This is a genomic window from Enterobacter cloacae complex sp. Mu1197 (assembly GCF_040059225.1).
GTDB classification, from domain to species: Bacteria; Pseudomonadota; Gammaproteobacteria; order Enterobacterales; family Enterobacteriaceae; genus Enterobacter; species Enterobacter quasiroggenkampii.
Map to the genome: position 1 here is coordinate 1,566,778 of NZ_CP157375.1, position 25,083 is coordinate 1,591,860.

19 protein-coding genes are annotated in these 25,083 nt (G+C 54.2%); 15 read left to right on the plus strand and 4 right to left on the minus strand.

The window, feature by feature from the left end; all coding sequences use genetic code 11:
• Window positions 1-123: 123 nt before the first annotated feature.
• The 8 genes from lolA (at window position 124) to ABFV38_RS07410 (ending at window position 9,703) form a co-directional block, all read left to right on the plus strand.
• Window positions 124-738 carry an outer membrane lipoprotein chaperone LolA gene (gene lolA, locus ABFV38_RS07375; protein WP_348958989.1) on the plus strand — a complete coding sequence of 205 codons (615 nt, stop codon included), beginning with the start codon at window positions 124-126 and terminating at the stop codon, window positions 736-738.
• 9 nt (window positions 739-747) lie between these two features.
• A complete protein-coding gene (gene rarA / locus ABFV38_RS07380) occupies window positions 748-2,091 on the plus strand; it encodes a replication-associated recombination protein RarA (protein WP_348958991.1) in 1,344 nt (447 codons plus the stop codon).
• Between the two features lie 92 nt (window positions 2,092-2,183).
• Entirely contained in the window at window positions 2,184-3,476 is a 1,293-nt protein-coding gene (gene serS, locus ABFV38_RS07385; protein ID WP_045908394.1) for a serine--tRNA ligase, read from the plus strand.
• Between the two features lie 210 nt (window positions 3,477-3,686).
• Window positions 3,687-6,131 (plus strand): dimethylsulfoxide reductase subunit A, encoded by a 2,445-nt coding sequence (gene dmsA, locus ABFV38_RS07390; protein ID WP_069719509.1) that lies wholly within the window; start codon window positions 3,687-3,689, stop codon window positions 6,129-6,131.
• A gap of 10 nt (window positions 6,132-6,141) precedes the next feature.
• Entirely contained in the window at window positions 6,142-6,759 is a 618-nt protein-coding gene (locus ABFV38_RS07395; RefSeq protein ID WP_021240882.1) for a DMSO/selenate family reductase complex B subunit, read from the plus strand.
• A 1-nt stretch (window position 6,760) separates the two neighbouring features.
• Window positions 6,761-7,624 (plus strand): dimethyl sulfoxide reductase anchor subunit family protein, encoded by an 864-nt coding sequence (locus tag ABFV38_RS07400; RefSeq protein ID WP_348958994.1) that lies wholly within the window; start codon window positions 6,761-6,763, stop codon window positions 7,622-7,624.
• Window positions 7,625-7,900: 276 nt separating this feature from the next.
• On the plus strand, window positions 7,901-9,049 hold the full coding sequence (locus ABFV38_RS07405) for an MFS transporter (RefSeq protein WP_008499979.1): 1,149 nt from the start codon (window positions 7,901-7,903) through the stop codon (window positions 9,047-9,049).
• Window positions 9,050-9,172: 123 nt separating this feature from the next.
• Window positions 9,173-9,703 carry an RcnB family protein gene (locus tag ABFV38_RS07410; protein ID WP_262801912.1) on the plus strand — a complete coding sequence of 177 codons (531 nt, stop codon included), beginning with the start codon at window positions 9,173-9,175 and terminating at the stop codon, window positions 9,701-9,703.
• Between the two features lie 35 nt (window positions 9,704-9,738).
• Here ABFV38_RS07410 and pflA read toward each other — a convergent pair whose 3' ends face one another.
• The 4 genes from pflA to ycaO form a co-directional block, all read right to left on the minus strand.
• Window positions 9,739-10,479, minus strand: a complete 741-nt coding sequence (gene pflA, locus ABFV38_RS07415) for a pyruvate formate lyase 1-activating protein (RefSeq protein WP_008499976.1) — start codon at window positions 10,477-10,479, stop codon at window positions 9,739-9,741.
• Between the two features lie 203 nt (window positions 10,480-10,682).
• Entirely contained in the window at window positions 10,683-12,965 is a 2,283-nt protein-coding gene (gene pflB / locus ABFV38_RS07420; RefSeq protein ID WP_023310992.1) for a formate C-acetyltransferase, read from the minus strand.
• Between the two features lie 51 nt (window positions 12,966-13,016).
• Window positions 13,017-13,874 (minus strand): formate transporter FocA, encoded by an 858-nt coding sequence (gene focA / locus ABFV38_RS07425; RefSeq protein WP_008499974.1) that lies wholly within the window; start codon window positions 13,872-13,874, stop codon window positions 13,017-13,019.
• Between the two features lie 406 nt (window positions 13,875-14,280).
• A complete protein-coding gene (ycaO, locus tag ABFV38_RS07430) occupies window positions 14,281-16,041 on the minus strand; it encodes a 30S ribosomal protein S12 methylthiotransferase accessory factor YcaO (protein WP_045417297.1) in 1,761 nt (586 codons plus the stop codon).
• Window positions 16,042-16,168: 127 nt separating this feature from the next.
• Between ycaO and ABFV38_RS07435 the strand changes: the two genes are divergently transcribed.
• The 7 genes from ABFV38_RS07435 to ABFV38_RS07465 all read left to right on the plus strand — a co-directional run bounded on the left by ABFV38_RS07435 (window position 16,169) and on the right by ABFV38_RS07465 (window position 25,055).
• Window positions 16,169-16,861 (plus strand): DUF421 domain-containing protein, encoded by a 693-nt coding sequence (locus ABFV38_RS07435; RefSeq protein ID WP_045908389.1) that lies wholly within the window; start codon window positions 16,169-16,171, stop codon window positions 16,859-16,861.
• A gap of 162 nt (window positions 16,862-17,023) precedes the next feature.
• Entirely contained in the window at window positions 17,024-18,112 is a 1,089-nt protein-coding gene (gene serC, locus ABFV38_RS07440) for a 3-phosphoserine/phosphohydroxythreonine transaminase (protein ID WP_045908388.1), read from the plus strand.
• Window positions 18,113-18,181: 69 nt separating this feature from the next.
• Window positions 18,182-19,465, plus strand: coding sequence for a 3-phosphoshikimate 1-carboxyvinyltransferase (gene aroA, locus ABFV38_RS07445; protein ID WP_235400964.1), 1,284 nt, complete (start codon window positions 18,182-18,184; stop codon window positions 19,463-19,465).
• Between the two features lie 184 nt (window positions 19,466-19,649).
• Window positions 19,650-20,333 carry a (d)CMP kinase gene (gene cmk, locus ABFV38_RS07450; protein ID WP_008499967.1) on the plus strand — a complete coding sequence of 228 codons (684 nt, stop codon included), beginning with the start codon at window positions 19,650-19,652 and terminating at the stop codon, window positions 20,331-20,333.
• 111 nt (window positions 20,334-20,444) lie between these two features.
• Window positions 20,445-22,118: a 30S ribosomal protein S1 gene (gene rpsA, locus ABFV38_RS07455; protein ID WP_008499966.1), complete on the plus strand. Its 1,674-nt coding sequence runs from the start codon at window positions 20,445-20,447 to the stop codon at window positions 22,116-22,118.
• Window positions 22,119-22,288: 170 nt separating this feature from the next.
• A complete protein-coding gene (ihfB, locus tag ABFV38_RS07460; RefSeq protein WP_008499965.1) occupies window positions 22,289-22,576 on the plus strand; it encodes an integration host factor subunit beta in 288 nt (95 codons plus the stop codon).
• Window positions 22,577-22,790: 214 nt separating this feature from the next.
• Window positions 22,791-25,055, plus strand: coding sequence for a ComEC family protein (locus ABFV38_RS07465; RefSeq protein ID WP_348958998.1), 2,265 nt, complete (start codon window positions 22,791-22,793; stop codon window positions 25,053-25,055).
• Window positions 25,056-25,083: the final 28 nt, after the last annotated feature.

Sequence of the window (25,083 nt, forward strand, 5' to 3'; positions counted from 1 at the left end):
CGCAATTGCAAAGAAGGGTAAATCAGCCAAAATTAAGCATTTTCTTCTGTCGCCTGCCTTCGGGCAGGTCCAGAATAGAAGACGGAAACCCCCTATCGGGAAGACGTATTTTAAGGAATAACAATGAAAAAAATCGCCATCGCCTGTGCATTACTCACCAGTTTTGTCGCCAGCAGCGTCTGGGCTGATGCAGCCAGCGACCTTAAAAGCCGACTGGATAAAGTAAGTAGCTTCCACGCCAGCTTCACCCAAAAAGTGACGGACGGCAGCGGCAACGCGGTGCAGGAAGGTCAGGGAGATTTGTGGGTAAAACGCCCCAATCTGTTCAACTGGCACATGACCCAACCGGATGAGAGCATCCTGGTCTCTGACGGTAAAACCTTATGGTTCTTCAACCCGTTCGTTGAGCAGGCCACGGCGACCTGGCTGAAGGATGCGACCAGCAATACGCCGTTTATGCTGATTGCCCGTAACCAGGCCAGCGACTGGCAGCAGTACAATATTAAACAGACAGGTGACGAATTTGTCCTGACCCCGAAAGGCAGCAACGGCAACCTGAAGCAGTTCACCATCAATGTCAGCACCAACGGTACCATTAATCAGTTCGGCGCGGTTGAGCAGGACGATCAGCGCAGCAGCTATCAGCTCAAGTCTCAGCAGAACGGCGCCGTTGATGTATCGAAATTCACCTTTACCCCGCCGAAGGGCGTAACGGTGGACGACCAACGCAATAAGTAAGAGGCGTGAGTGGGCAATCTGTCGCTCGATTTTTCAGATAACGCGTTTCAACCTCTGGCCGCACGTATGCGGCCAGAAAATTTAGCGCAGTACATCGGCCAGCAGCACCTGCTGGCTGCAGGTAAGCCCTTGCCGCGCGCCATTGAGGCGGGGCATTTGCACTCCATGATCCTCTGGGGGCCACCCGGCACCGGTAAAACGACCCTCGCCGAAGTGATTGCCCGCTATGCCAACGCAGACGTCGAACGTATCTCGGCGGTGACGTCCGGCGTGAAGGAGATCCGCGAAGCGATCGAGCGTGCGCGGCAGAACCGCAATGCCGGGCGGCGCACCATTCTCTTTGTGGACGAAGTCCACCGCTTCAACAAGAGCCAGCAGGATGCTTTCCTGCCGCACATTGAAGACGGCACGATCTTCTTCATTGGGGCGACCACCGAAAACCCGTCGTTTGAGCTGAACTCGGCGCTGCTTTCCCGCGCGCGCGTTTACCTGCTCAAATCGCTGACGACCGAGGATATCGAAAAGGTTCTTACTCAGGCGATGGACGACAAATCGCGCGGCTACGGGGGGCTGGATATCGTTCTGCCTGACGAGACGCGTCGTGCGATTGCGGAACTGGTTAACGGCGATGCGCGTCGGGCGCTGAACACGCTGGAGATGATGGCCGATATGGCCGAAGTCGACGATGCCGGCAAGCGGGTGCTGAAGCCGGAACTGCTCACCGAAATTGCCGGGGAACGCAGCGCGCGGTTCGATAATAAAGGTGACCGTTTTTACGATCTCATTTCGGCCCTGCATAAGTCCGTGCGCGGCAGCGCGCCGGATGCAGCGCTGTACTGGTACGCGCGTATTATCACTGCGGGCGGCGATCCGTTATACGTCGCGCGCCGCTGTCTGGCAATTGCCTCAGAAGACGTCGGCAATGCCGATCCTCGCGCCATGCAGGTCGCGCTGTCGGCCTGGGACTGTTTCACCCGGGTTGGACCTGCGGAAGGCGAGCGTGCCATTGCGCAGGCGATTGTCTATCTGGCCTGTGCGCCGAAAAGCAATGCCGTCTATACCGCGTTTAAGGCCGCGATGTCTGACGCACGCGAACGCCCGGACTACGATGTACCGGTTCATCTGCGTAATGCGCCGACCAAACTGATGAAAGAGATGGGGTATGGGCAGGAGTACCGCTACGCTCATGATGAACCCAATGCCTACGCTGCCGGTGAGGAATATTTCCCGCAGGAGATGGCACAAACGCGCTATTATCACCCCACAAACAGAGGTCTTGAAGGCAAGATTGGTGAAAAGCTCACCTGGCTCGCCGGACAGGATCAAAATAGCCCTATAAAACGCTACCGTTAGTTCAGTCGTTGCGGTAATGTTGGCAATTGTATCCTTGTGACCGCAGGCTGTGGTCACATTTCCTATTTTAATTCGATAAGCACAGGATAAGCATGCTCGATCCCAATCTGCTGCGTAATGAGCCAGACGCAGTCGCTGAAAAACTGGCACGCCGGGGCTTTAAGCTGGATGTAGATAAGCTGCGCGCTCTTGAAGAGCGTCGTAAAGTTCTGCAGGTACAAACTGAAAATCTGCAGGCAGAGCGTAACTCTCGATCGAAATCCATCGGCCAGGCGAAAGCGCGCGGGGAAGATATTGAGCCATTACGCCTGGAAGTGAACAAGCTGGGTGAAGAACTGGATCAGGCGAAAGCGGAGCTGGATGTTCTTCAGGCCGAAATTCGTGATATTGCCCTGGCTATCCCGAATATTCCTGACGACAGCGTGCCTGTCGGCAAAGATGAAAACGACAACGTTGAAGTGAAACGTTGGGGTACGCCTCGTGAGTTTGACTTCGAGGTGCGCGATCACGTGACGCTGGGCGAAATGCACGCGGGCCTGGATTTTGCGGCAGCGGTTAAGCTGACCGGTTCTCGCTTCGTGGTGATGAAAGGCCAGATTGCCCATCTGCACCGTGCGCTGGCGCAGTTCATGCTGGATCTGCACACCGAGCAGCATGGCTACAGCGAAACCTACGTGCCGTATCTGGTCAACCACGATACGCTGTACGGTACGGGCCAGCTGCCGAAATTTGCCGGCGATCTGTTCCATACCCGTCCGCTGGACGAAGAAGCAGACAGCAGCAACTACGCGCTGATCCCAACCGCGGAAGTGCCGCTGACTAACCTCGTGCGTGATGAGATCATCGACGAAGACGATCTGCCGATCAAACTGACGGCGCACTCTCCGTGCTTCCGTTCTGAAGCCGGTTCTTACGGTCGCGACACGCGCGGTCTGATCCGTATGCACCAGTTCGACAAAGTTGAGATGGTGCAGATCGTCCGTCCTGAAGAGTCCATGGACGCGCTGGAAGAGATGACCGGCCACGCGGAGAAAGTGCTGGAGCTGCTGGGTCTGCCGTACCGTCGTATGGCGCTGTGCACCGGTGATATGGGCTTTGGCGCCTGCAAAACCTTCGATCTGGAAGTGTGGGTGCCTGCGCAGAACACCTACCGTGAAATCTCCTCCTGCTCTAACGTCTGGGATTTCCAGGCGCGCCGCATGCAGGCACGCTGCCGCAGCAAATCTGACAAGAAAACCCGTCTGGTGCATACCCTGAACGGTTCTGGTCTGGCTGTGGGCCGTACCCTGGTTGCCGTGCTGGAAAACTACCAGCAGGCAGACGGTCGTATCGAGATCCCTGAAGTGCTGCGCCCATACATGAAAGGCCTGCAGTACATAGGTTAATATTTGCCTTAAAACAAAAAAGCGCCTCAGGGCGCTTTTTTTATGCCTTTGATTTGATACGACGCAATAACCCCTCCCTCTAAAGTAGTAATACTCCTCCGAATGAAAGTCAGCATAAAACGCTGATAACGAAAAAATTCGTTATATATAAAACTACATAGCGGTTTGCGCCGCCTCTCTTTTCTTTGTGAGCAACCAAAGTGAGTCTCTATGAAAATCAACGCGCCTGAAGCATTAATGGCTGCCGAGGTCACTCGCCGTGGGTTGATGAAAACCACGGCCATAGGCGGCCTGGCCGTAGCCAGCAGTGCCTTCACGCTCCCCTTTACCCGACTGGCGTCGGCGGCAGAGGCTCTGTCTCCGGCCACTTCGCCGGAAAAAGTGGTGTGGAGTGCCTGTACCGTCAACTGCGGTAGCCGTTGTCCGCTGCGTATGCATGTGGTGGACGGTGAAATTAAATATGTCGAAACCGACAATACCGGTGACGATAACTACGAAGGGTTACATCAGGTCCGTGCCTGCCTGCGTGGTCGTTCCATGCGTCGTCGCGTCTATAATCCGGACCGCCTGAAATACCCGATGAAGCGCGTCGGTAAGCGTGGGGAAGGGAAATTCGAGCGGATTAGCTGGGACGAAGCCTACGATATCATCGCCACCAACATGCAGCGTTTGATTAAAGAGTACGGTAACGAATCCATCTACCTGAACTACGGTACCGGGACGCTTGGCGGCACGCTGACCCGCTCCTGGCCACCGGGAAAAACGCTGGTGGCGCGCCTGATGAACTGCTGCGGCGGTTATCTCAATCACTATGGCGACTACTCCTCTGCGCAGATCGCGGCAGGACTGAACTACACCTACGGCGGCTGGGCTGACGGCAACAGCCCGTCCGATATCGAAAACAGTAAGCTGGTCGTGCTGTTCGGTAACAACCCGGGTGAAACCCGCATGAGCGGTGGCGGGGTGACCTACTACCTCGAACAGGCTCGCGCTAAATCCAATGCCCGCATGATCATCATCGATCCGCGCTATACCGACACCGGTGCCGGACGTGAAGACGAGTGGATCCCAATCCGTCCGGGTACCGATGCCGCGCTGGTCTCCGCGCTCGCGTGGGTGATGATCACCGAAAACCTTGTTGATCAGCCTTTCCTGGATAAATACTGCGTCGGCTATGACGAGAAAACGCTGCCCGCCAGCGCGCCGGCAAACGGTCACTACAAGGCGTATATTCTCGGACAGGGCAGCGACGGCGTGGCGAAAACGCCGGAGTGGGCCTCCACCATCACCGGCATCCCGGCAGAGCGTATCGTTCAGCTGGCGCGTGAGATTGGCTCAGCCAAACCGGCCTATATCAGCCAGGGCTGGGGTCCGCAGCGTCATGCGAACGGCGAAATCGCGACCCGTGCCATCTCCATGCTCTCCATTCTGACCGGCAACGTCGGCATTCACGGCGGTAACACCGGCGCGCGTGAAGGTTCATATGAAGTGCCCTTCGAACGTATGCCGACGCTGGATAACCCGGTTCAGACCAGCATCTCCATGTTTATGTGGACCGATGCGATTGAACGCGGCCCGGAAATGACCGCTCTGCGCGACGGCGTGCGCGGCAAGGACAAGCTGGACGTGCCGATCAAGATGATCTGGAACTATGCCGGTAACTGTCTCATCAACCAGCACTCTGAAATCAACCGCACCCATGAAATCCTGCAGGACGACAAGAAGTGCGAGATGATTGTGGTGATCGACTGCCACATGACCTCCTCGGCAAAATATGCCGATATCCTGCTGCCGGACTGCACCGCCTCTGAGCAGATGGATTTCGCGCTGGACGCCTCCTGCGGCAACATGTCCTACGTGATCTTTACCGACCAGGCGATTAAACCGCGCTTTGAGTGCAAAACCATTTATGAGATGACCTCTGAGCTGGCGAAACGTCTTGGCGTTGAGCAGCAGTTTACCGAGGGACGTACTCAGGAAGGGTGGATGCGCCATCTGCATGAACTCTCCCGTAAGGCGATTCCTGACCTGCCGGACTTTGATACCTTCCGCAAGCAGGGGATGTACAAACAGCGCGATCCGGAAGGGCACCACGTGGCGTACAAAGCGTTCCGTGAAGATCCGCAGGCGAACCCGCTGACCACGCCGTCGGGCAAAATCGAAATCTACTCCGAAGCGCTGGCAAACATTGCGTCAACCTGGGAGCTGCCGGAAGGGGACGTCATCGATCCGCTGCCGATCTACACGCCGGGCTTTGAAAACTATAACGATCCGCTGACGGCGAAATTCCCGCTGCAGCTGACCGGCTTCCACTACAAAGCGCGTGTTCACTCTACTTACGGTAACGTCGACGTGCTGAAGGCCGCCTGCCGCCAGGAAATGTGGATTAACCCGATGGACGCGAAAGCGCGCGGCATCAGCAATGGCGATCGCGTGCGTATCTTCAACGGTCGCGGCGAGGTGCATATTGAAGCCAAAGTCACCCCACGCATGATGCCCGGCGTGGTGGCGTTAGGGGAAGGGGCCTGGTACAGCCCGGATGCCAACCGCATCGACCAGGCAGGCAGTATTAACGTACTGACCACACAGCGTCCGTCGCCGCTGGCGAAGGGTAACCCATCCCACACTAACCTTGTCCAGGTTGAAAAGGTTTAAGGAGTAACCGATGACAACTCAGTATGGATTTTTTATTGATTCCAGCCGTTGTACCGGGTGCAAAACCTGCGAGCTGGCCTGCAAAGATTACAAAGACCTGACGCCGGACGTGAGCTTCCGTCGCATCTACGAATACGCCGGGGGCGACTGGCAGGAAGATAACGGCGTCTGGCATCAGAACGTCTTTGCGTATTACCTGTCGATTGCCTGTAACCACTGTGAAGATCCTGCCTGCACGAAGGTTTGTCCGAGCGGAGCGATGCACAAGCGCGAAGACGGTTTTGTGGTGGTGGATGAAGATGTCTGCATTGGCTGTCGCTACTGTCACATGGCGTGCCCGTACGGCGCGCCGCAGTACAACGCCGCCAAAGGTCACATGACCAAATGCGACGGTTGCCACACCCGCGTAGCGGATGGCAAAAAGCCGATTTGCGTCGAGTCCTGTCCGCTGCGCGCGCTGGACTTCGGCCCGATTGAAGAGCTGCGTCAGAAACACGGTCAGCTCGCCGCCGTGGCACCGCTGCCGTCTGCGCACTTCACGAAGCCGAGTATTGTGATTAAACCTAACGCCAACAGCCGTCCTACAGGTGACACCACCGGCTACCTGGCAAACCCGAAGGAGGTGTGAGATGGGAAGTGGATGGCATGAATGGCCGCTGATGATCTTCACGGTCTTTGGTCAGTGCGTGGCGGGCGGCTTCATTGTTCTCGCGCTGGCGTTGTTGAAAGGTCAGCTCAATGCTGAACAGCAGCAGCGTTTAGTGTTGAGCATGTTTGGCCTGTGGGTGCTAATGGGGATTGGCTTTATCGCCTCAACGCTGCACCTGGGCTCGCCGATGCGCGCGTTTAACTCTCTGAACCGCGTGGGGGCCTCATCACTGAGTAACGAGATTGCCAGTGGCGCAATTTTCTTTGCCGTCGGTGGGCTAGGCTGGCTGCTGGCCGCTATGAAGAAGTTGCCTGCGGGTTTGCGCAGCCTGTGGCTGATCCTGACCATGGTGCTGGGTGTGGTGTTCGTGTGGATGATGGTGCGTGTCTATAACACCATTGATACCGTCCCCACCTGGTACAGCGTCTGGACGCCAATGAGCTTCTTCCTGACGATGTTAATCGGCGGGCCGCTGTTGGGCTACCTGCTGCTGCGCGTGGCGGGTGTCGACGGATGGGCTATGCGTTTGCTGCCCGCTGTTTCGCTTCTGGCGCTGGTAGTGAGTGCGATGGTCGCCCTGATGCAGGGTTCTGAACTGGCAACCATTCACAGCTCTATCCAGCAGGCCTCTGCCCTGGTGCCGGACTACGGTGCGCTGATGGCCTGGCGTATCGTCCTGCTGGTCGCTGCGCTGGTATTCTGGATTGCTCCTCAGCTCAAAGGCTATCAGCCTGCGCTGCCGTTGTTGTCACTGGCTTTTGTGCTGGTACTGGCGGGTGAACTGATTGGTCGCGGCGTGTTCTACGGGTTGCATATGACTGTAGGTATGGCTATCGCCAGTTAACGTTGTATTTGGTTATATCAAGCCGGGCCTGAGTGCCCGGCTTTTTCTTTTTTCGATCATGAAATTTTTCGACTGTCGTTTTGTTTTAATTTTGCCCATTAATAAATGAAAACAGAGACATAATTAATATCTATAGCAGGCGTGGCATTAGCAGGATAAGTTTTTTAAATCGACAGGGAACATATTGTGCGAGGCGGCTAAATCAGTGGATTGACTTTGTTTTTGCCAGTGGCATGATGCGCACGAAATCTGAACTTCCTCACGGCTTTTTAATCCATGACCACCTATACCCGGCCAGTGCTGCTGTTGCTCTGTGGCCTGCTTCTGTTGACCCTGGCGATCGCAGTGTTAAATACGCTCGTCCCGCTGTGGCTCGCCCATGAAAACTTACCGACCTGGCAGGTGGGTATGGTCAGCTCATCCTTTTTTACCGGGAACCTGCTGGGTACGCTGGTGACCGGGAGCCTGATCAAGCGCTTTGGCTTTAACCGCAGCTATTATCTGGCTTCGCTGATTTTCGCTGCCGGGTGCGCGGGGTTGGGCCTGATGGTCGGCTTCTGGAGCTGGATGGCATGGCGCTTTATCGCCGGTGTTGGCTGCGCGATGATTTGGGTGGTCGTTGAAAGTGCGCTGATGTGCAGCGGCACCTCCCGCAACCGCGGTCGCCTGCTTGCTGCCTACATGATGGTTTACTATGTCGGCACCGTGCTGGGACAACTGATGGTGAGCAAGCTGCCAACTGACCTGATGAGCGTTCTGCCGTGGGTAACGGGCATGGTGCTGGCCGCGATCCTGCCGCTGCTCTTTACGCGCATTGTGAACCAGAACAGCGAACACCAGGAAGCAACCCACGTCTGGCCAATGCTGAGACTACGTCAGGCGCGTCTGGGCGTTAACGGCTGCATTATCTCGGGGATTGTACTGGGCTCGCTCTATGGCCTGATGCCACTCTATCTTAACCATCAGGGCGTCAGCGACTCCGGAATTGGCTTCTGGATGGCGGTGATGGTGAGTGCGGGTATTGTTGGACAATGGCCAATTGGCCGTCTGGCTGATCGCTTTGGCCGTCTGCTGGTGCTGCGCGTTCAGGTCTTCGTGGTGATCATGGGCTGTCTTGCGATGCTCAGCAACGCCGCGATGGCGCCTGCGCTGTTCATTCTCGGGGCTGCTGGCTTTACGCTCTATCCCGTCGCGATGGCCTGGGCCTGTGAGAAAGTTGAGCATCACCAGCTGGTGGCAATGAACCAGGCGCTGTTACTGAGCTATACCATCGGCAGCCTGTTAGGGCCGACGTTTACCGCGATGCTGATGCAGAATTACTCCGACAATTTACTGTTTATCATGATCGCCAGCGTGTCGTTTATTTATCTGTTAATGCTGCTGCGTAAAGCAGGCGAACATCCAACGCCGGTGGCACATGCCTGATGAATTAAAAGCCTGTCGATGACAGGCTTTTTTGTCCCCATCACAACTCAGAGTTTTACTTATTGTTTGTTTATTGCGCCGGACGATAATTCAGGTGAGTCCTACCACAATAAGGCAGCAATCATGTCTATTCGTCGTTTTTCCACTACCGCACTGGCCGTAGTGTTGTCTTTAACGTTTGCAACGGCTCCGGTCATGGCTAATCCTGGCAACGGGAATGGCAATGGTCACGGAAACGGAGGCGGACAGGGTAACAGCGGCAATCATGGTAACGGGAATTCTGGTAACGCCGGTAACCATGGTAATAAACAAAATAACGGACAGGATAACCCTGGTAAATCGGATAAGAACTTCAAAAGCAGCAAAGATGTCGGTAATGACGTTGATGCTCGCGTGAGCTTCGATCATGCCCGTCATCTGGCCGTGAATTACGGCTTAACGGGCTATAAGTCTCTGCCTCCGGGGATCGCAAAAAACCTGGCGCGCGGTAAACCACTGCCTCCGGGTATTGCGAAGAAGGCCGTGCCGGCCTCAATGCTGGACCAGCTTCCTTCCTATCCCGGCTATGAATGGCGCGTAGTGGGTGACGACCTGGTCTTAATTGCGCTGAGTACTGCGATTGTGACGTCCGTTATTAACGGCGTCTTTAAATAGAATAAAAAAGGCCCGGTTTTTACCGGGCCTTTTCTTTAATACATCACTTTGTGACCGTACTGTTCAAGAATACCTTTGACGCGTTCCATCGTCTCTTTTTTCGGCGGCTTCACGCCATCGAGCTTGTACTCTTCACCCATGGCCACCCATTTATGTTTACCCAGCTCGTGATAGGGCAGAAGTTCGATTTTCTCGACGTTGCCCATGTCGCGTGTGAATTCCCCCAGGCGGTGCGCGGAGTCGTCGTCATCTGACCAGCCTGGTACCACCACGTAGCGGATCCAGGTTTTGATGCCTTTATCGGCAATGTATTTGGCAAACTCCAGCGTGCGGTGGTTGGAGACGCCCACCAGGTTCTGGTGGATCTCATCGTTCATCTGTTTGAGATCGAGCATCACCAGATCGGTCACTTCGAGCAGTTCATCAATCACCGGATCGTAGCGACGTACAAAGCCATTGGTATCCAGGCAGGTATGAATGCCTTCTTTGTGGCATGCGCGGAACCAGTCGCGGACAAATTCAGCCTGAAGAATGGCTTCACCGCCGGATGCGGTCACACCGCCACCGGAGGCGTTCATAAAGTGGCGATAGGTCACCACCTCTTTCATCAGATCGTCGACGGTGACTTCTTTACCGCCGTGCGTATCCCAGGTGTCGCGGTTATGGCAGTACAGGCAGCGCATCAGGCAGCCCTGGAAAAAGGTGATAAAGCGGATACCCGGGCCATCGACGGTGCCACAGGATTCAAAGGAGTGAATACGACCAATAGTTGACATTGCGGTGATATCTCCATCATCGGCCCGTCCCGGGCCTGTGTATGCACAGCTCAAAGCCGGCTGTGTTAAGTCTGTTTTGGCTGTTATCCATTCAGTATAGATAGCGGACAAAAGAGACTGAGGTGGAGAGGGTGCTAAAAAGGCCCCACTGACGTGGAGCCTTTATTGTACGCTTGTTAACGCGTGATTTCAGTCAATTCCACTTACATGGACTGAGTGAAAGTACGGGTGATAACGTCCTGCTGCTGTTCTTTAGTCAGGGAGTTAAAACGTACTGCGTAGCCAGATACGCGGATGGTCAGCTGAGGATATTTCTCAGGGTGTTCCATCGCGTCGAGCAGCATTTCACGGTTCATGACGTTCACGTTCAGGTGCTGACCACCTTCGATGGACGCTTCGTGGTGGAAGTAACCATCCATCAGACCCGCGAGGTTAGTTTTACGCACTTCGTCGTCTTTACCCAGCGCGTTTGGCACGATAGAGAAGGTGTAAGAGATACCATCTTTCGCGTAAGCAAACGGCAGTTTAGCAACGGAAGTCAGAGAGGCAACTGCACCTTTCTGGTCACGACCGTGCATTGGGTTTGCACCTGGGCCGAATGGCGCGCCAGCACGACGACCGTCTGGGGTGTTACCGGTTTTCTTACCATACACAACGTTAGAGGTGATGGTCAGAACAGACTGAGTCGGGATAGCGTTACGGTAGGTAGTCAGTTTCTGAATTTTCTTCATGAAACGTTCTACCAGGTCAACCGCCATGTCATCAACGCGAGAGTCGTTGTTACCAAACTGCGGATATTCGCCTTCGATTTCGAAGTCGATAGCCAGACCGTCTTCGTCACGAATTGGTTTAACTTTCGCATATTTGATTGCAGACAGGGAGTCAGCAGCAACGGACAGACCTGCGATACCACACGCCATGGTGCGGATAACGTCACGGTCGTGCAGCGCCATCAGAGAAGCTTCGTAGCTGTACTTGTCGTGCATGTAGTGGATAACGTTCAGCGCAGTGACGTACTGTTTCGCCAGCCAGTCCATGAAGTGATCCATGCGGTCCATCACTTCGTCGAAGTTCAGAACGTCGCCTTTGATCGGCTCAGACTTAGGACCAACCTGCATTTTCAGTTTTTCATCAACACCGCCGTTGATAGCGTACAGCATGGTTTTCGCCAGGTTTGCACGCGCACCGAAGAACTGCATTTGTTTACCAACAACCATTGGGCTTACGCAGCAAGCGATAGCGTAATCGTCGTTGTTGAAGTCCGGACGCATCAGGTCATCGTTCTCGTACTGCAGAGAAGAGGTGTCGATGGACACTTTAGCGGCGAATTTCTTGAAGTTCAGAGGCAGTTTTTCAGACCACAGAACGGTGATGTTCGGCTCCGGAGAAGGCCCCATGGTGTACAGGGTGTTCAGGAAGCGGAAGCTGTTTTTGGTCACCAGAGTACGGCCGTCAACGCCCATACCGCCGATGGATTCAGTTGCCCAGATTGGGTCACCGGAGAACAGCTCATCGTATTCAGGCGTACGCAGGAAGCGAACCATACGCAGTTTCATGACCAGGTGGTCAATCATTTCCTGAGCGTCTTGCTCGGTGATTTTGCCTGCTTTCAGGTCACGTTCGATGTAAGCATCCAGGAAGGTGGATACGCGACCGAAGGACATCGCTGCACCGTTCTGAGACTTAACTGCGGCCAGGTAGCCGAAGTAGGTCCACTGGATAGCTTCCTGAGCGTTGGTAGCCGGACCAGAGATATCGCAGCCGTATTTAGCCGCCATCTCTTTGATCTGACCCAGCGCGCGGTGCTGTTCAGCGATCTCTTCACGCAGACGGATAGTCGCTTCCAGGTTTACGCCGTTTTCCAGATCGGACTGCAGGGAAACAAACTGCGCGTACTTGTCTTTCATCAGGAAGTCGATACCGTACAGCGCAACGCGACGGTAGTCACCGATGATACGGCCACGGCCATACGCATCTGGCAGACCAGTCAGAACGCCAGATTTACGGCAGTTCAGAATGTCTTTGGTGTAAACATCGAATACGCCCTGGTTGTGGGTTTTGCGGTATTCGGTGAAGATTTTTTTCAGCATTGGGTCCAGCTCGCGGTTATACGCTTTGCAGGAACCTTCAACCATTTTAATACCACCGAACGGGATGATTGCGCGTTTCAGTGGTGCTTCAGTCTGCAGACCCACGATTTTCTCAAGGGCTTTGTTGATATAGCCAGCATCGTGAGAAGTGATGGTGGAAGCAACGGAGGTGTCAAAATCAACTGGCGCGTGAGTGCGGTTTTCCAGTTTAACGCCTTCCATTACGCTGTCCCACAGCTTGGTGGTCGCGTCAGTTGCGCCAGCCAGGAAGGATTCGTCACCTTCATACGGGGTATAGTTTTTCTGAATGAAGTCACGTACGTTTACTTCATTCTGCCAGTCACCTTTCGCAAAACCTTCCCAGGCTGTGGCTAACTTTTCATTAAGCTCGGACATGTAACACCTACCTTCTTAAGTGGATTTTTTATTTACTGCCTGAGAAAACCATCAATGATGATCGTCGCCACGCAGGTAAATGACCCAGTATGTCAACCCAACTAACAGACCCCCACCGATAATGTTCCCGATAGTGACAGGGATCAGGTTATCAGTAATGAAATTCATAATAGTCAGGTGAGAGAAACTTTCCGGGGATGAACCAACTGCGGTCCAGAACTCCGGGCTCGCAAAGTCGCGGATAACAATGCCCATTGGGATCATGAACATATTCGCGATACTGTGCTCAAAGCCGCTGGCAACGAACATCGCAACCGGCAGAACCATAATTAAGGCTTTGTCCATCAGGCTACGACCCGAGTAGCTCATCCATACAGCCAGGCAGACCATCAGGTTAGCGAGGATGCCGAGAGCAACGGCTTCGATAAATGTGTGGTGCATTTTGTGGTCGGCGGTTTGCAGGACGTTAAGGCCCCAGCCACCGTTGGCGGTCATGTACTCGCCAGAAAGCCACATCAACAAAACAAAGAGCAGACAGCCAACCAGGTTACCCACGTAAACATTAAGCCAGTTACGTGCCAGCTGACCCCAGGTAATTCTTCCGCTGGCCTTTGCCACGACAATCAGCACCGTTGAGGTGAAGAGGTCGGCGCCGCAAATGACGCAAAGAATCAGACCCAGTGAGAAACAAATGCCGCCAATCAGTTTGGCCATGCCGAAAGGCATTCCGGCAGTACCGGTGGTGGCGGTGATGTAGAAGACGAAAGCGATAGAGATGAACACACCAGCCGTGATCGCCAGATAGAACGTCTTCATCGGGTGTTTCGTTGCTTTATAGACACCTGCTTCTTCGGCAACTTTGGCCATCGCAGCAGGGAGTAAAAGATCAAAAGGGTTGTCAGCTTTCACACTAACTCTCTCTTTATTAAGTCGGCGACGAGATACTAACAAAGCATTATAGAAGAGAAATTGATATAGATCATATCTCGCCTGGCTTATAGGCCCGCAGTGTGTATGGTTTTACAGCAAATGCGGATTAAGTGTTTGATTATCCGTATAAAAATAAATTTTAAAAGTTATGAAAAGAGTTGAATTTTTTCGTTCGGCCACCTCTTTATCAGTTAATTAATATGGAGTATTAACCATAAAAAGTAACAGTAAAGCCCAGATCAATATTATTATATTTACCCGTGTTTAACTTTATTATTACAATCAACAATCATTGCCGAAGAAAATAAAAAACGGGGCAATGAAATTGCCCCGTAATATAGCCCAGACGATTGAATACGCCTACTGCTGGTAATGTTATGTGCGCTTATTTTGACCAGTAAGCGGCTTTTGCTTTCTGCAGCTTTTCGTAGGCCTTCAGCAGTGACTGATGCGCCGGGAAGGCTTTCAGATCGCTATCAACAGCCTGCAGGCCATAGAACGGCGCTTCGCCGCTCAGGGCCGCGCTGGCTGCTTCAACGGCCTCAGCTCCGTACATACGCACGAAAGCATTCAGGTATTGCAGCGGTTCGCGATCCTCTTCCTGTGCAAGCAGCAGCAGGGTTTGCAGGCAACGGTAATAGTTGGTGCGCTCGGCAGAGAAGACCGACTGGTTGAACTCCATGGTCCACTCGGTCCAGGCCAGGGCCTGATCCAGATCGCCACCCGCAAGTGCCAGCATTGCTTTCAGTTCACCGATACGCAGGGTATACCAGCCGTTATCTTTACCGGTCGCCAGACCCAGGAGTTCGCGTACGCGGGTGAAGTCATCGTGGCCTTCTTCGTCCAGTTGGGCGATCAGGTTCAGGTAATCTTCTTTCTCCCATTCACTGCCCGGCAGAGCCAGCAGCGTTTCGCGCAGATGGGCGCCCATGCTGTTGTTTGCCAGCCACAGGTCTTCCGCTGGATAGATATCAGACATGCCAGGCACGATGATGCGGCACGCGTAAACGCCCAGGTGCTCGTAATCGGCAATGTACACTTCCTGGTCTTCCGCGTTGAAGATCGCCATCAGCGTGGCGAACTCTTCTTCCGTGGTACCGGCGAAGCTCCAGTCCACGAACGGATAGTCCGCGTCCTGCTTGAACATATCCCAGGAAATTAAGCCGCTGGAATCGATGAAGTGGGTTTCGAGGTTGGTATGCTCGGCCACTTCTTCATCGTCAAACGTTGGCGGCGTAAACACGTCGAGATCTTTCAGGCTACGGCCCTGCAGCAGCTCAGTGACGGTACGCTCCAGCGCCACGCCGAAGTCCGGGTGCGCGCCGAAGGAGGCGAAGCAGGTACCGTTGGTCGGGTTAAACAGCACGACGCAGATCACCGGATACTTGCCGCCCAGCGAGCCGTCATACGCGAAGATAGGGAAACCTTCTGCTTCCAGTTTGGCGATGGATTCCACCACGCCCGGGTAGCGCGCCAGCACGTCTGCCGGAATTTCAGGCAGGCTGATGGATTCGGCAATAATGCGGTTTTTGATGTGACGCTCGAAGACTTCAGACAGACCCTGCACGCGCGCTTCATTGCGGGTGTTACCGGCGGACATGCCGTTAGACACATACAGGTTGCCGACGATGTTCATCGGGATATAGACGGTCTGCTCGTCAGACTGACGGGTAAAGGGCAGGGCGCAAATACCGCGATCGTCGTTTCCGGACTGCAGATCGATCAGCATGCTGGCGGTCAGTTCGTTTTCCGGATCGTAGAAAGCGCGCAGACGCGCGTCGAGAATACCTTCCGGCAGTTCGTCGTCTTCCGTCAGTGGGAACCACTTTTCGTTTGGATAGTGAACGAACGGGCCGTTGGCGATGGTTTCGCCCAGCCAGAAGTCAGCGAAGAAATAGTTGGTGGACAGACGCTCAAAATACTCACCCAGCGCGGAGGCCAGTGCCGCTTTTTTCGTCGCGCCTTTACCGTTGGTAAAGCACAGGGCACAGTCTTTATCGCGAATATGCACGGACCAGACATGAGGCACCGGATTGAGCCAGGAGGCTTCTTCGATGTTAAAACCCAGGTCGGTCAGTTTCTGCTGGAAGCGAGCGATGGAATCTTCCAGAGCGGCGTCTTTGCCGGGGATAAACGTTTGAGTCATGGCGTTCACTTTTATCGTACGTAAAGCGCGCAATGATACGGGTTTTGTGTGACGGGTGCTATCTTCGGCGAAAATAAATGCCTGAGCTATGCTTACACTCAGTAACCTACTGTTAAGGCATAGAAAAATGAAAGCGTTTGATCTCCAGCGGATGGCGTTTGATAAAGTCCCTCCAGAGTTTTTAGGCGAAGTCGCGCTTCGCAGCTTGTATACCTTCGTCCTCGTGTTCCTGTTTCTCAAAATTACGGGCCGTCGCGGCGTGCGGCAGATGTCGCTTTTTGAAGTATTGATCATCCTGACGCTGGGTTCTGCGGCGGGGGATGTCGCCTTCTATGATGATGTGCCGATGGTGCCGGTCTTCATCGTTTTTGTCTCCCTGGCGCTGCTTTACCGGCTTGTCATGTGGCTGATGTCGAAAAGCGAAAAGCTGGAAGATCTGCTTGAAGGGAAGCCGGTCGTTATCGTCGAGGACGGTCAGTTGGCCTGGGAAAACGTTCAGAGCGCCAATATGACCGAGTTTGAGTTCTTTATGGAGCTACGCCTCAACAGCGTGGAACAGCTCGGGCAGGTGCGTCTGGCGATCATGGAAACCAACGGGCAGATTAGTGTCTATTACTATTCTGACGATGAGGTGAGGCCGGGACTGTGCATCCTGCCGGATATGTTGATCGAGCGTTTCAGAACCGTACCTGAGTCAGGCGAGTATGCCTGCGTGAGATGTAGCCATGTCGTCGCGATGCAGCCGGGGGATCGTCAATTATGCCCCCGCTGTGCAAATCCGGAATGGACGAAGGTTAGCCGGGCTAAACGCATCACCTGACAGCCATTTTGTCGGTTTTGTCCTGGCGAGGCGGCAGATTGTTTTGTGTGACGTGGGGCACATTTCACGGGTCATAAGTTTTAGACATTGCGGCGCGTGTCACTGAATGATAAAACCGATATCCACAGTTATAACTTATGGCTTTTAGCGTGGTGAGGGGAAATGGCTCAAGTCTTTAATTTCAGTTCAGGTCCGGCAATGTTACCGGCAGACGTGCTTAAACAGGCTCAACAGGAACTTTGTGACTGGAACGGTCTGGGAACGTCGGTGATGGAAATCAGCCACCGGGGTAAAGAGTTTATTCAGGTGGCGGAAGAGGCAGAAAAGGATTTTCGCGATCTGCTGAATATTCCCTCGAACTACAAAGTATTGTTCTGTCACGGCGGCGGGCGCGGCCAGTTTGCGGGCGTACCGCTGAACATCCTGGGCGATAAAACGACGGCAGACTACGTTGACGCAGGCTACTGGGCGGCCAGTGCGGTGAAAGAAGCGCACAAATACTGCACGCCGAATGTGATCGACGCCAAAGTGACCGTTGACGGCCTGCGCGCTGTGAAGCCAATGAGCGAGTGGCAGCTTTCTGATAACGCCGCGTATCTGCACTACTGCCCGAACGAAACCATTGACGGCATTGCCATCGACGAGACGCCAAACTTCGGCAGCGATGTCGTGGTTGCCGCTGACTTCTCCTCCACCATTCTGTCTGCGCCAATTGACGTCAGCCGTTATGGCGTGATCTACGCGGGCGCACAGAAAAATATCGGCCCTGCAGGCCTGACGATTGTTATCGTGCGTGAAGATCTGCTGGGTAAAGCGCATACATCCTGCCCGTCGATTCTTGATTACACCGTGCTGAACGACAACGATTCTATGTTCAACACCCCACCGACGTTTGCCTGGTACCTTTCCGGCCTGGTCTTCAAATGGCTGAAGCAAAACGGCGGCGTGGCGCAGATGGACAAAGTGAATCAGCAGAAAGCTGAACTGCTGTATGGCGTGATCGACAAGAGCGATTTCTACCGCAACGATGTGGCGAAAGCTAACCGTTCCCGCATGAACGTGCCGTTCCAGCTGGCGGACAGCAACCTGGATAAAGTGTTCCTGGAAGAGTCCTTCGCGGCAGGCCTGCACGCGCTCAAAGGTCACCGTGTCGTGGGCGGCATGCGTGCCTCCATCTATAACGCGATGCCGCTGGAAGGCGTTAAAGCTCTGACCGATTTCATGATCGACTTCGAACGTCGCCACGGTTAATTGCGCTGTTTTCACCCCCGTAGCCCTGCTGCGGGGTTTTTATTATGTTGAGTTGAGAGTTAAGTTTTCATGGAATCCCTGACGTTACAACCGATCGCGCGGGTAGATGGCACCATTAATCTGCCTGGTTCAAAAAGTGTCTCGAACCGCGCTCTGCTGCTGGCAGCACTGGCAAACGGCACCACCGTCCTTACAAACCTGCTGGACAGCGATGACGTGCGCCATATGCTCAATGCGCTGAAAGCGTTGGGCGTTCATTACACTCTCTCCGACGATCGCACCCGCTGCGAAGTGACCGGCAATGGCGGCGCGCTGCAGACGGGTGAAGAGCTTGAGCTGTTTCTGGGCAACGCGGGTACCGCGATGCGTCCGCTGGCCGCGGCGCTGTGTCTTGGGCACAACAACATTGTGCTGACCGGTGAGCCGCGCATGAAAGAGCGTCCGATTGGCCATCTGGTGGATGCCCTGCGTCAGGGCGGCGCGCAGATTGAGTATCTGGAGCAGGAAAATTATCCGCCACTGCGTCTGCGCGGGGGCTTTACCGGCGGTCACGTCGAGGTTGACGGCAGCGTTTCCAGCCAGTTCCTGACCGCGCTGCTGATGACCGCACCGCTGGCGCCGCAGGATACGGTAATTACGATTAAAGGCGAGCTGGTCTCCAAACCGTATATCGATATTACGCTGCACCTGATGAAAACCTTCGGCGTCGAGGTGGAAAACCAGTCTTATCAGCGCTTTGTGGTGCGTGGGGCGCAGCAGTACCAGTCGCCGGGCAGCTATCTGGTTGAAGGCGACGCCTCGTCGGCTTCTTACTTCCTGGCGGCGGGCGCGATCAAAGGCGGTACCGTGAAGGTGACCGGTATTGGCCGCAACAGCGTGCAGGGCGATATCCGTTTTGCGGACGTGCTGGAGAAAATGGGCGCGGTTGTGACCTGGGGCGATGATTTCATCTCCTGTACCCGCGGCGAGCTGAAGGCCATCGACATGGACATGAACCATATTCCGGATGCGGCGATGACCATTGCCACAGCGGCGCTGTTTGCAAAAGGCACCACCACGCTGCGTAATATCTACAACTGGCGCGTAAAAGAAACCGACCGACTGTTCGCGATGGCGACTGAGCTGCGTAAGGTCGGCGCTGAGGTGGAAGAGGGCGAAGACTACATTCGCGTCACGCCTCCTGCAAAACTGCAGGTTGCCGAGATCGGAACCTACAACGATCACCGTATGGCGATGTGCTTCTCGCTGGTGGCGTTGTCAGACACGCCTGTCACCATTCTTGATCCAAAATGTACGGCGAAAACGTTCCCGGACTACTTCGAACAGCTGGCACGCATTAGCACGCTGGCCTGATAACGCCTGCCGCATCACCCGATGCGGCATTTCCTTACGCTTCCTGACGAACACTTCCGTTCATTTCTTCTACACTCTGCTTCAATCAATCCGTAATTTGCACGCAAAGGTAACAGTTGCGCACGTTGACGCGTATAATGCGCGGCGTTCATGTAAACGGTATGCCTTATTTAAGGAGAAAAAGATGACGGCAATTGCCCCGGTAATCACCATTGATGGGCCGAGTGGCGCAGGGAAAGGGACTCTGTGCAAAGCGATGGCGGAAGCATTGCAATGGCATCTTTTAGATTCGGGAGCAATCTATCGCGTGCTGGCTCTGGCTGCGCTGCATCATCATGTAGACGTGGCGTCAGAAGAAGCGCTGGTACCGCTGGCTGCGCATCTTGATGTGCGTTTCGTATCGACCAATGGCAACCTGGAAGTCATCCTTGAAGGGGAAGACGTGAGCGGGGAAATCCGTACTCAGGAAGTGGCGAATGCGGCCTCCCAGGTCGCGGCCTTCCCGCGCGTTCGTGAGGCGCTGTTACGTCGTCAGCGCGCGTTTCGTGAAGCCCCGGGCTTGATCGCAGACGGACGCGATATGGGAACCGTGGTATTCCCTGATGCACCTGTGAAAATTTTCCTTGACGCCTCTTCGGAAGAACGTGCTCAACGCCGCATGCTTCAGTTGCAGGAAAAGGGGTTTAGTGTTAACTTTGATCGCCTTTTATCCGAGATAAAAGAGCGCGATGACCGCGATCGTAACCGCGCCGTCGCCCCACTTGTTCCAGCAGAAGATGCATTAGTTCTGGATTCAACCAGTTTAACTATTGAGCAAGTGATTGAAAAAGCGCTACAATATGCGCGCCAAAAACTGGCACTCGCGTAATCGCGACCGATTTAGCAGTACCCCCGCTGCAAGGGATTGACGGCGGGTATGTGAAACAACCCCATCCGGCACGGAGCCAGGTGGACGTTAATATTAACCTGAAGATTAAACATGACTGAATCTTTTGCTCAACTGTTTGAAGAATCCTTAAAAGAAATCGAAACCCGCCCGGGTTCCATCGTTCGCGGTGTTGTTGTTGCTATCGACAAAGACGTAGTACTGGTTGACGCCGGTCTGAAATCTGAGTCCGCCATTCCGGCAGAGCAGTTCAAAAACGCCCAGGGCGAGCTGGAAATCCAGGTTGGCGACGAAGTTGACGTTGCTCTGGACGCAGTAGAAGACGGCTTCGGTGAAACCCTGCTTTCTCGTGAGAAAGCGAAACGTCACGAAGCATGGATCACGCTGGAAAAAGCTTACGAAGAAGCTGAAACTGTGGTCGGTGTTATCAACGGCAAAGTTAAAGGTGGCTTCACTGTTGAGCTGAATGGTATTCGTGCGTTCCTGCCAGGTTCTCTGGTAGACGTTCGTCCAGTTCGTGACACCCTGCACCTGGAAGGTAAAGAGCTTGAGTTCAAAGTAATCAAGCTGGACCAGAAGCGTAACAACGTTGTTGTTTCCCGTCGTGCCGTTATCGAATCCGAAAACAGCGCAGAACGCGATCAGCTGCTGGAAAACCTGCAGGAAGGCATGGAAGTCAAAGGTATCGTTAAGAACCTCACTGACTACGGCGCATTCGTTGACCTGGGCGGCGTTGATGGCCTGCTGCACATCACCGACATGGCGTGGAAACGCGTTAAGCACCCAAGCGAAATCGTGAACGTGGGCGACGAAATCACTGTTAAAGTGCTGAAGTTCGACCGCGAGCGTACTCGTGTATCCCTCGGCCTGAAACAGCTGGGCGAAGATCCATGGGTAGCTATCGCTAAGCGTTACCCAGAAGGTACTAAACTGACTGGTCGCGTAACCAACCTGACTGACTACGGCTGCTTCGTTGAAATCGAAGAAGGCGTTGAAGGTCTGGTGCACGTTTCCGAAATGGACTGGACCAACAAAAACATCCACCCATCCAAAGTTGTTAACGTTGGTGATGTAGTGGAAGTGATGGTTCTGGATATCGACGAAGAACGTCGTCGTATCTCCCTGGGCCTGAAGCAGTGCAAAAACAACCCATGGCAGCAGTTCGCGGAAACCCACAACAAGGGTGACCGTGTTGAAGGTAAAATCAAGTCTATCACTGACTTCGGTATCTTCATCGGCCTGGACGGCGGCATCGATGGCCTGGTTCACCTGTCTGACATCTCCTGGAACGTTGCAGGCGAAGAAGCAGTTCGTGAATACAAAAAAGGCGACGAAATCGCTGCAGTTGTTCTGCAGGTTGACGCAGAGCGTGAGCGTATCTCCCTGGGCGTTAAACAGCTCGCAGAAGATCCGTTCAACAACTGGGTTGCACTGAACAAGAAAGGCGCAATCGTAAACGGTAAAGTGACTGCAGTTGACGCTAAAGGCGCAACCGTAGAACTGGCTGACGGCGTTGAAGGTTACCTGCGCGCTTCTGAAGCTTCCCGTGACCGCGTTGAAGATGCCACTCTGGTTCTGAACGTAGGCGACGACGTTGAAGCTAAGTTCACCGGTGTTGACCGTAAGAACCGTGCAATCAGCCTGTCTGTTCGTGCTAAAGACGAAGCTGATGAGAAAGATGCAATCGCAACTGTTAACAAACAGGAAGATGCAAACTTCTCTAACAACGCAATGGCTGAAGCTTTCAAAGCAGCTAAAGGCGAGTAATATCAGGTTCTCAGCATCATGTGCGCTGTAATGCATTTACAGCGTGAAGGATGAGGAGCAAACTTGACAGATTACAGGATTCGTCCTGTAATCAATAACAAAGGGCGGCTACGGCCGCCCTTGTTTAATGAGCTGTTCAGCTAATTGGTTTGAAAGGAACCGGAGGAATCATGACCAAGTCAGAATTGATTGAAAGACTTGCCAGTCAGCAACCGCATATCCCTGCCAAAGCAGTGGAAGATGCCGTAAAAGAGATGCTGGAGCATATGGCCTCCACTCTTGCCCAGGGCGAGCGCATTGAAATCCGCGGTTTCGGTAGTTTTTCTCTGCACTATCGTGCTCCACGTACCGGGCGTAACCCGAAAACTGGCGATAAAGTCGAGCTGGAAGGTAAGTACGTTCCACACTTTAAGCCGGGTAAAGAACTGCGCGATCGCGCCAATATTTACGGCAACTGAGTTTAGCCAGCCGGTTAAACTGGGTTCGAAAGAAAGCACCTGCGGGTGCTTTTTTTGTGCCTGTCGCTTTCTTTCTGAAGGTGCCCCGCATTTGCCGTTTCGTTTTCTGCAACCCGTAAAATACCTTGCTGCGCTTGCTGTAAATCGCATCCTTCACACCTGACGACCCGCTCACCCTGCTTGCATACTGCCACCCTGAAACAGGGAGGTAGCAATGGGAATTCCCACGCTTAGTGTCTGCGCCATGCTGGCGATAGTTCCGTTACTCTGGTTACCTGAATTGCCGTCACCTTACACTGTGTGGGCCATGGTGGCTGGGGGGATAGTGCTTGCTGCATGGCAAAACCGTCGAGTGAAGTATGCTGGTATCACGCTGTTATTTTGTGCGTGGGGCATTCTGGCCGCGCAAGAGAGCGTCTGGCCGATGCAGCATTTAACAACGGGGGCCGTGCAGGCTGAGGTAGAGCTCACCGCGACCGACGGCGCCACTCTGCATCAGGGAAACATTCGCAGCGTCGATGGCAAGCGCTGGTGGGCCTCCACCGGCGTAACGCTGTATGGCAATTATCTGCCGCAGAAAGCCTGTGCCGGTCAGCGCTGGACCATGACGCTCAGGCTCAGGCCTGCACACGGCGAACTGAACGACGGCGGTTATGATGCTCAGCGCAGCGCTTTTGCCCGACATCAAACGTTGAGCGGGCGCTTCACCCGTGCGGAACTCGTCGACGGGCGCTGCAGCCTGCGAGCGCAATATCTGCTGTCGCTGCAAAACCGACTTTCTGCTTATCCATGGGGAGCGGTTATCCTGGGCCTTGGGATGGGGGAACGCCTGGATGTACCGCGGGAAATAAAAGATCTGATGCGGGAAACCGGCACGCTGCATTTGATGGCGATTTCGGGTCTGCATATCGCGCTGGCAGCCTCTCTCGTCTGGTTACTTGCACGTGGACTCCAGTTTTTATTACCCAGCCATCGGGTCCGCTGGCAAATGCCTCTCCTTGCCGGGTTAATCTTTGCTGCTTTCTACGCCTGGCTTACCGGCCTGCAACCGCCTGCGCTGCGGACGGTCATCGCACTTGCTGTGCTTGCCATGTTGCGGATCGCTGGTCGTCAATGGTCTCCCTGGCAGGTATGGGGGTGCTGTATCGCGGCGATACTGTTAAACGATCCGTTAGCCGTACTTTCGCAGAGTCTGGCTTTGTCAGCCTTTGCCGTCGCCGCGCTGATTTTCTGGTTTCAGTGGCTGCCGCTTCCTGACTGGCAGCGGACACGACGTATACGGCCGCTAGTGAACCTGATTTATCTGCAGGTCGGCATGTTGCTTCTGCTCATGCCGTTACAGGTTCTGATTTTCCATGGCTTCAGCCTCTCATCCCTGGTCGCGAATCTCTTTGCCGTGCCCCTGGTAACGTTTGTCTCCGTCCCGCTGATCCTGCTCGGTATGCTGCTCCATCTGCTACCGCTGGCAGCGGTTGAAAGTGCCATCTGGTTTGCTGCCGATAAGTCGCTTGCGGGACTCTTCTGGCTACTGATGCGCCTGCCTGATGGCTGGCAGAATGTCGATCAACGCTGGCAAACCATGGCATTACTGCCGTGGTTGATCATCATTGCCTGGCGTTTTCGTGCCTGGAAAACCGTTCCTGCCGTTTGTCTTGCAGGCAGTGTCTTACTGACATTTCCCCTCTGGCGAGTGTCAAAAAGCGAGAGCTGGACGCTGCATATGCTGGACGTGGGGCAGGGGCTGGCCATGGTCATTGAAAGGCAGGGAAAAGCCATTCTTTATGATACCGGGCTCGCCTGGCCGGACGGAGACAGCGCGCAGCGGTTAATAATTCCCTGGCTTCGCTGGCATCACCTGCAGCCAGACGGGGTGATTCTCAGTCATGAACACCTCGACCATGCAGGAGGCCTCATTTCGTTGCAAAAAGCATGGCCGGATATATGGATAAGAAGCCCGTTGCGCAGGACGGGACACCGTCCCTGTTTTCGTGGGCAGAAATGGTTATGGCAGGGGTTAACCTTCACCGTCCACTGGCCCCCTGAAAATTACCCGGCCCAGGGGAATAACCGTTCCTGCGTGGTAAAGGTGGACGACGGGGAGCAAAGTGTTCTGTTAACAGGAGATATTGAAGCGCAAGCGGAACAGGCTATGCTTAGCCATTACTGGCGCTATATGACGTCCACGTTGATACAGGTGCCCCATCATGGCAGCAATACCTCGTCTTCATTGCCGCTGGTACAGCGGGTGGGAGGACAGATTGCCCTGGATTCCGCGGCCCGCTATAACGCATGGCATTTCCCGTCGCCAAAAGTTGTCCGACGCTATCGAAAAGAGGGGTATATCTGGCACGATACCCCTCACTCAGGACAAATATCGGTGACATTCTCGCAACATCACTGGCAAATCCGGCGCTTGCGAGAGCAAATTTTACCACGTTGGTATCATCAGTGGTTTGGCGCGCCCGTCGATAACGGGTAGAATATGCGGCTATTTCAACAATGCTGGT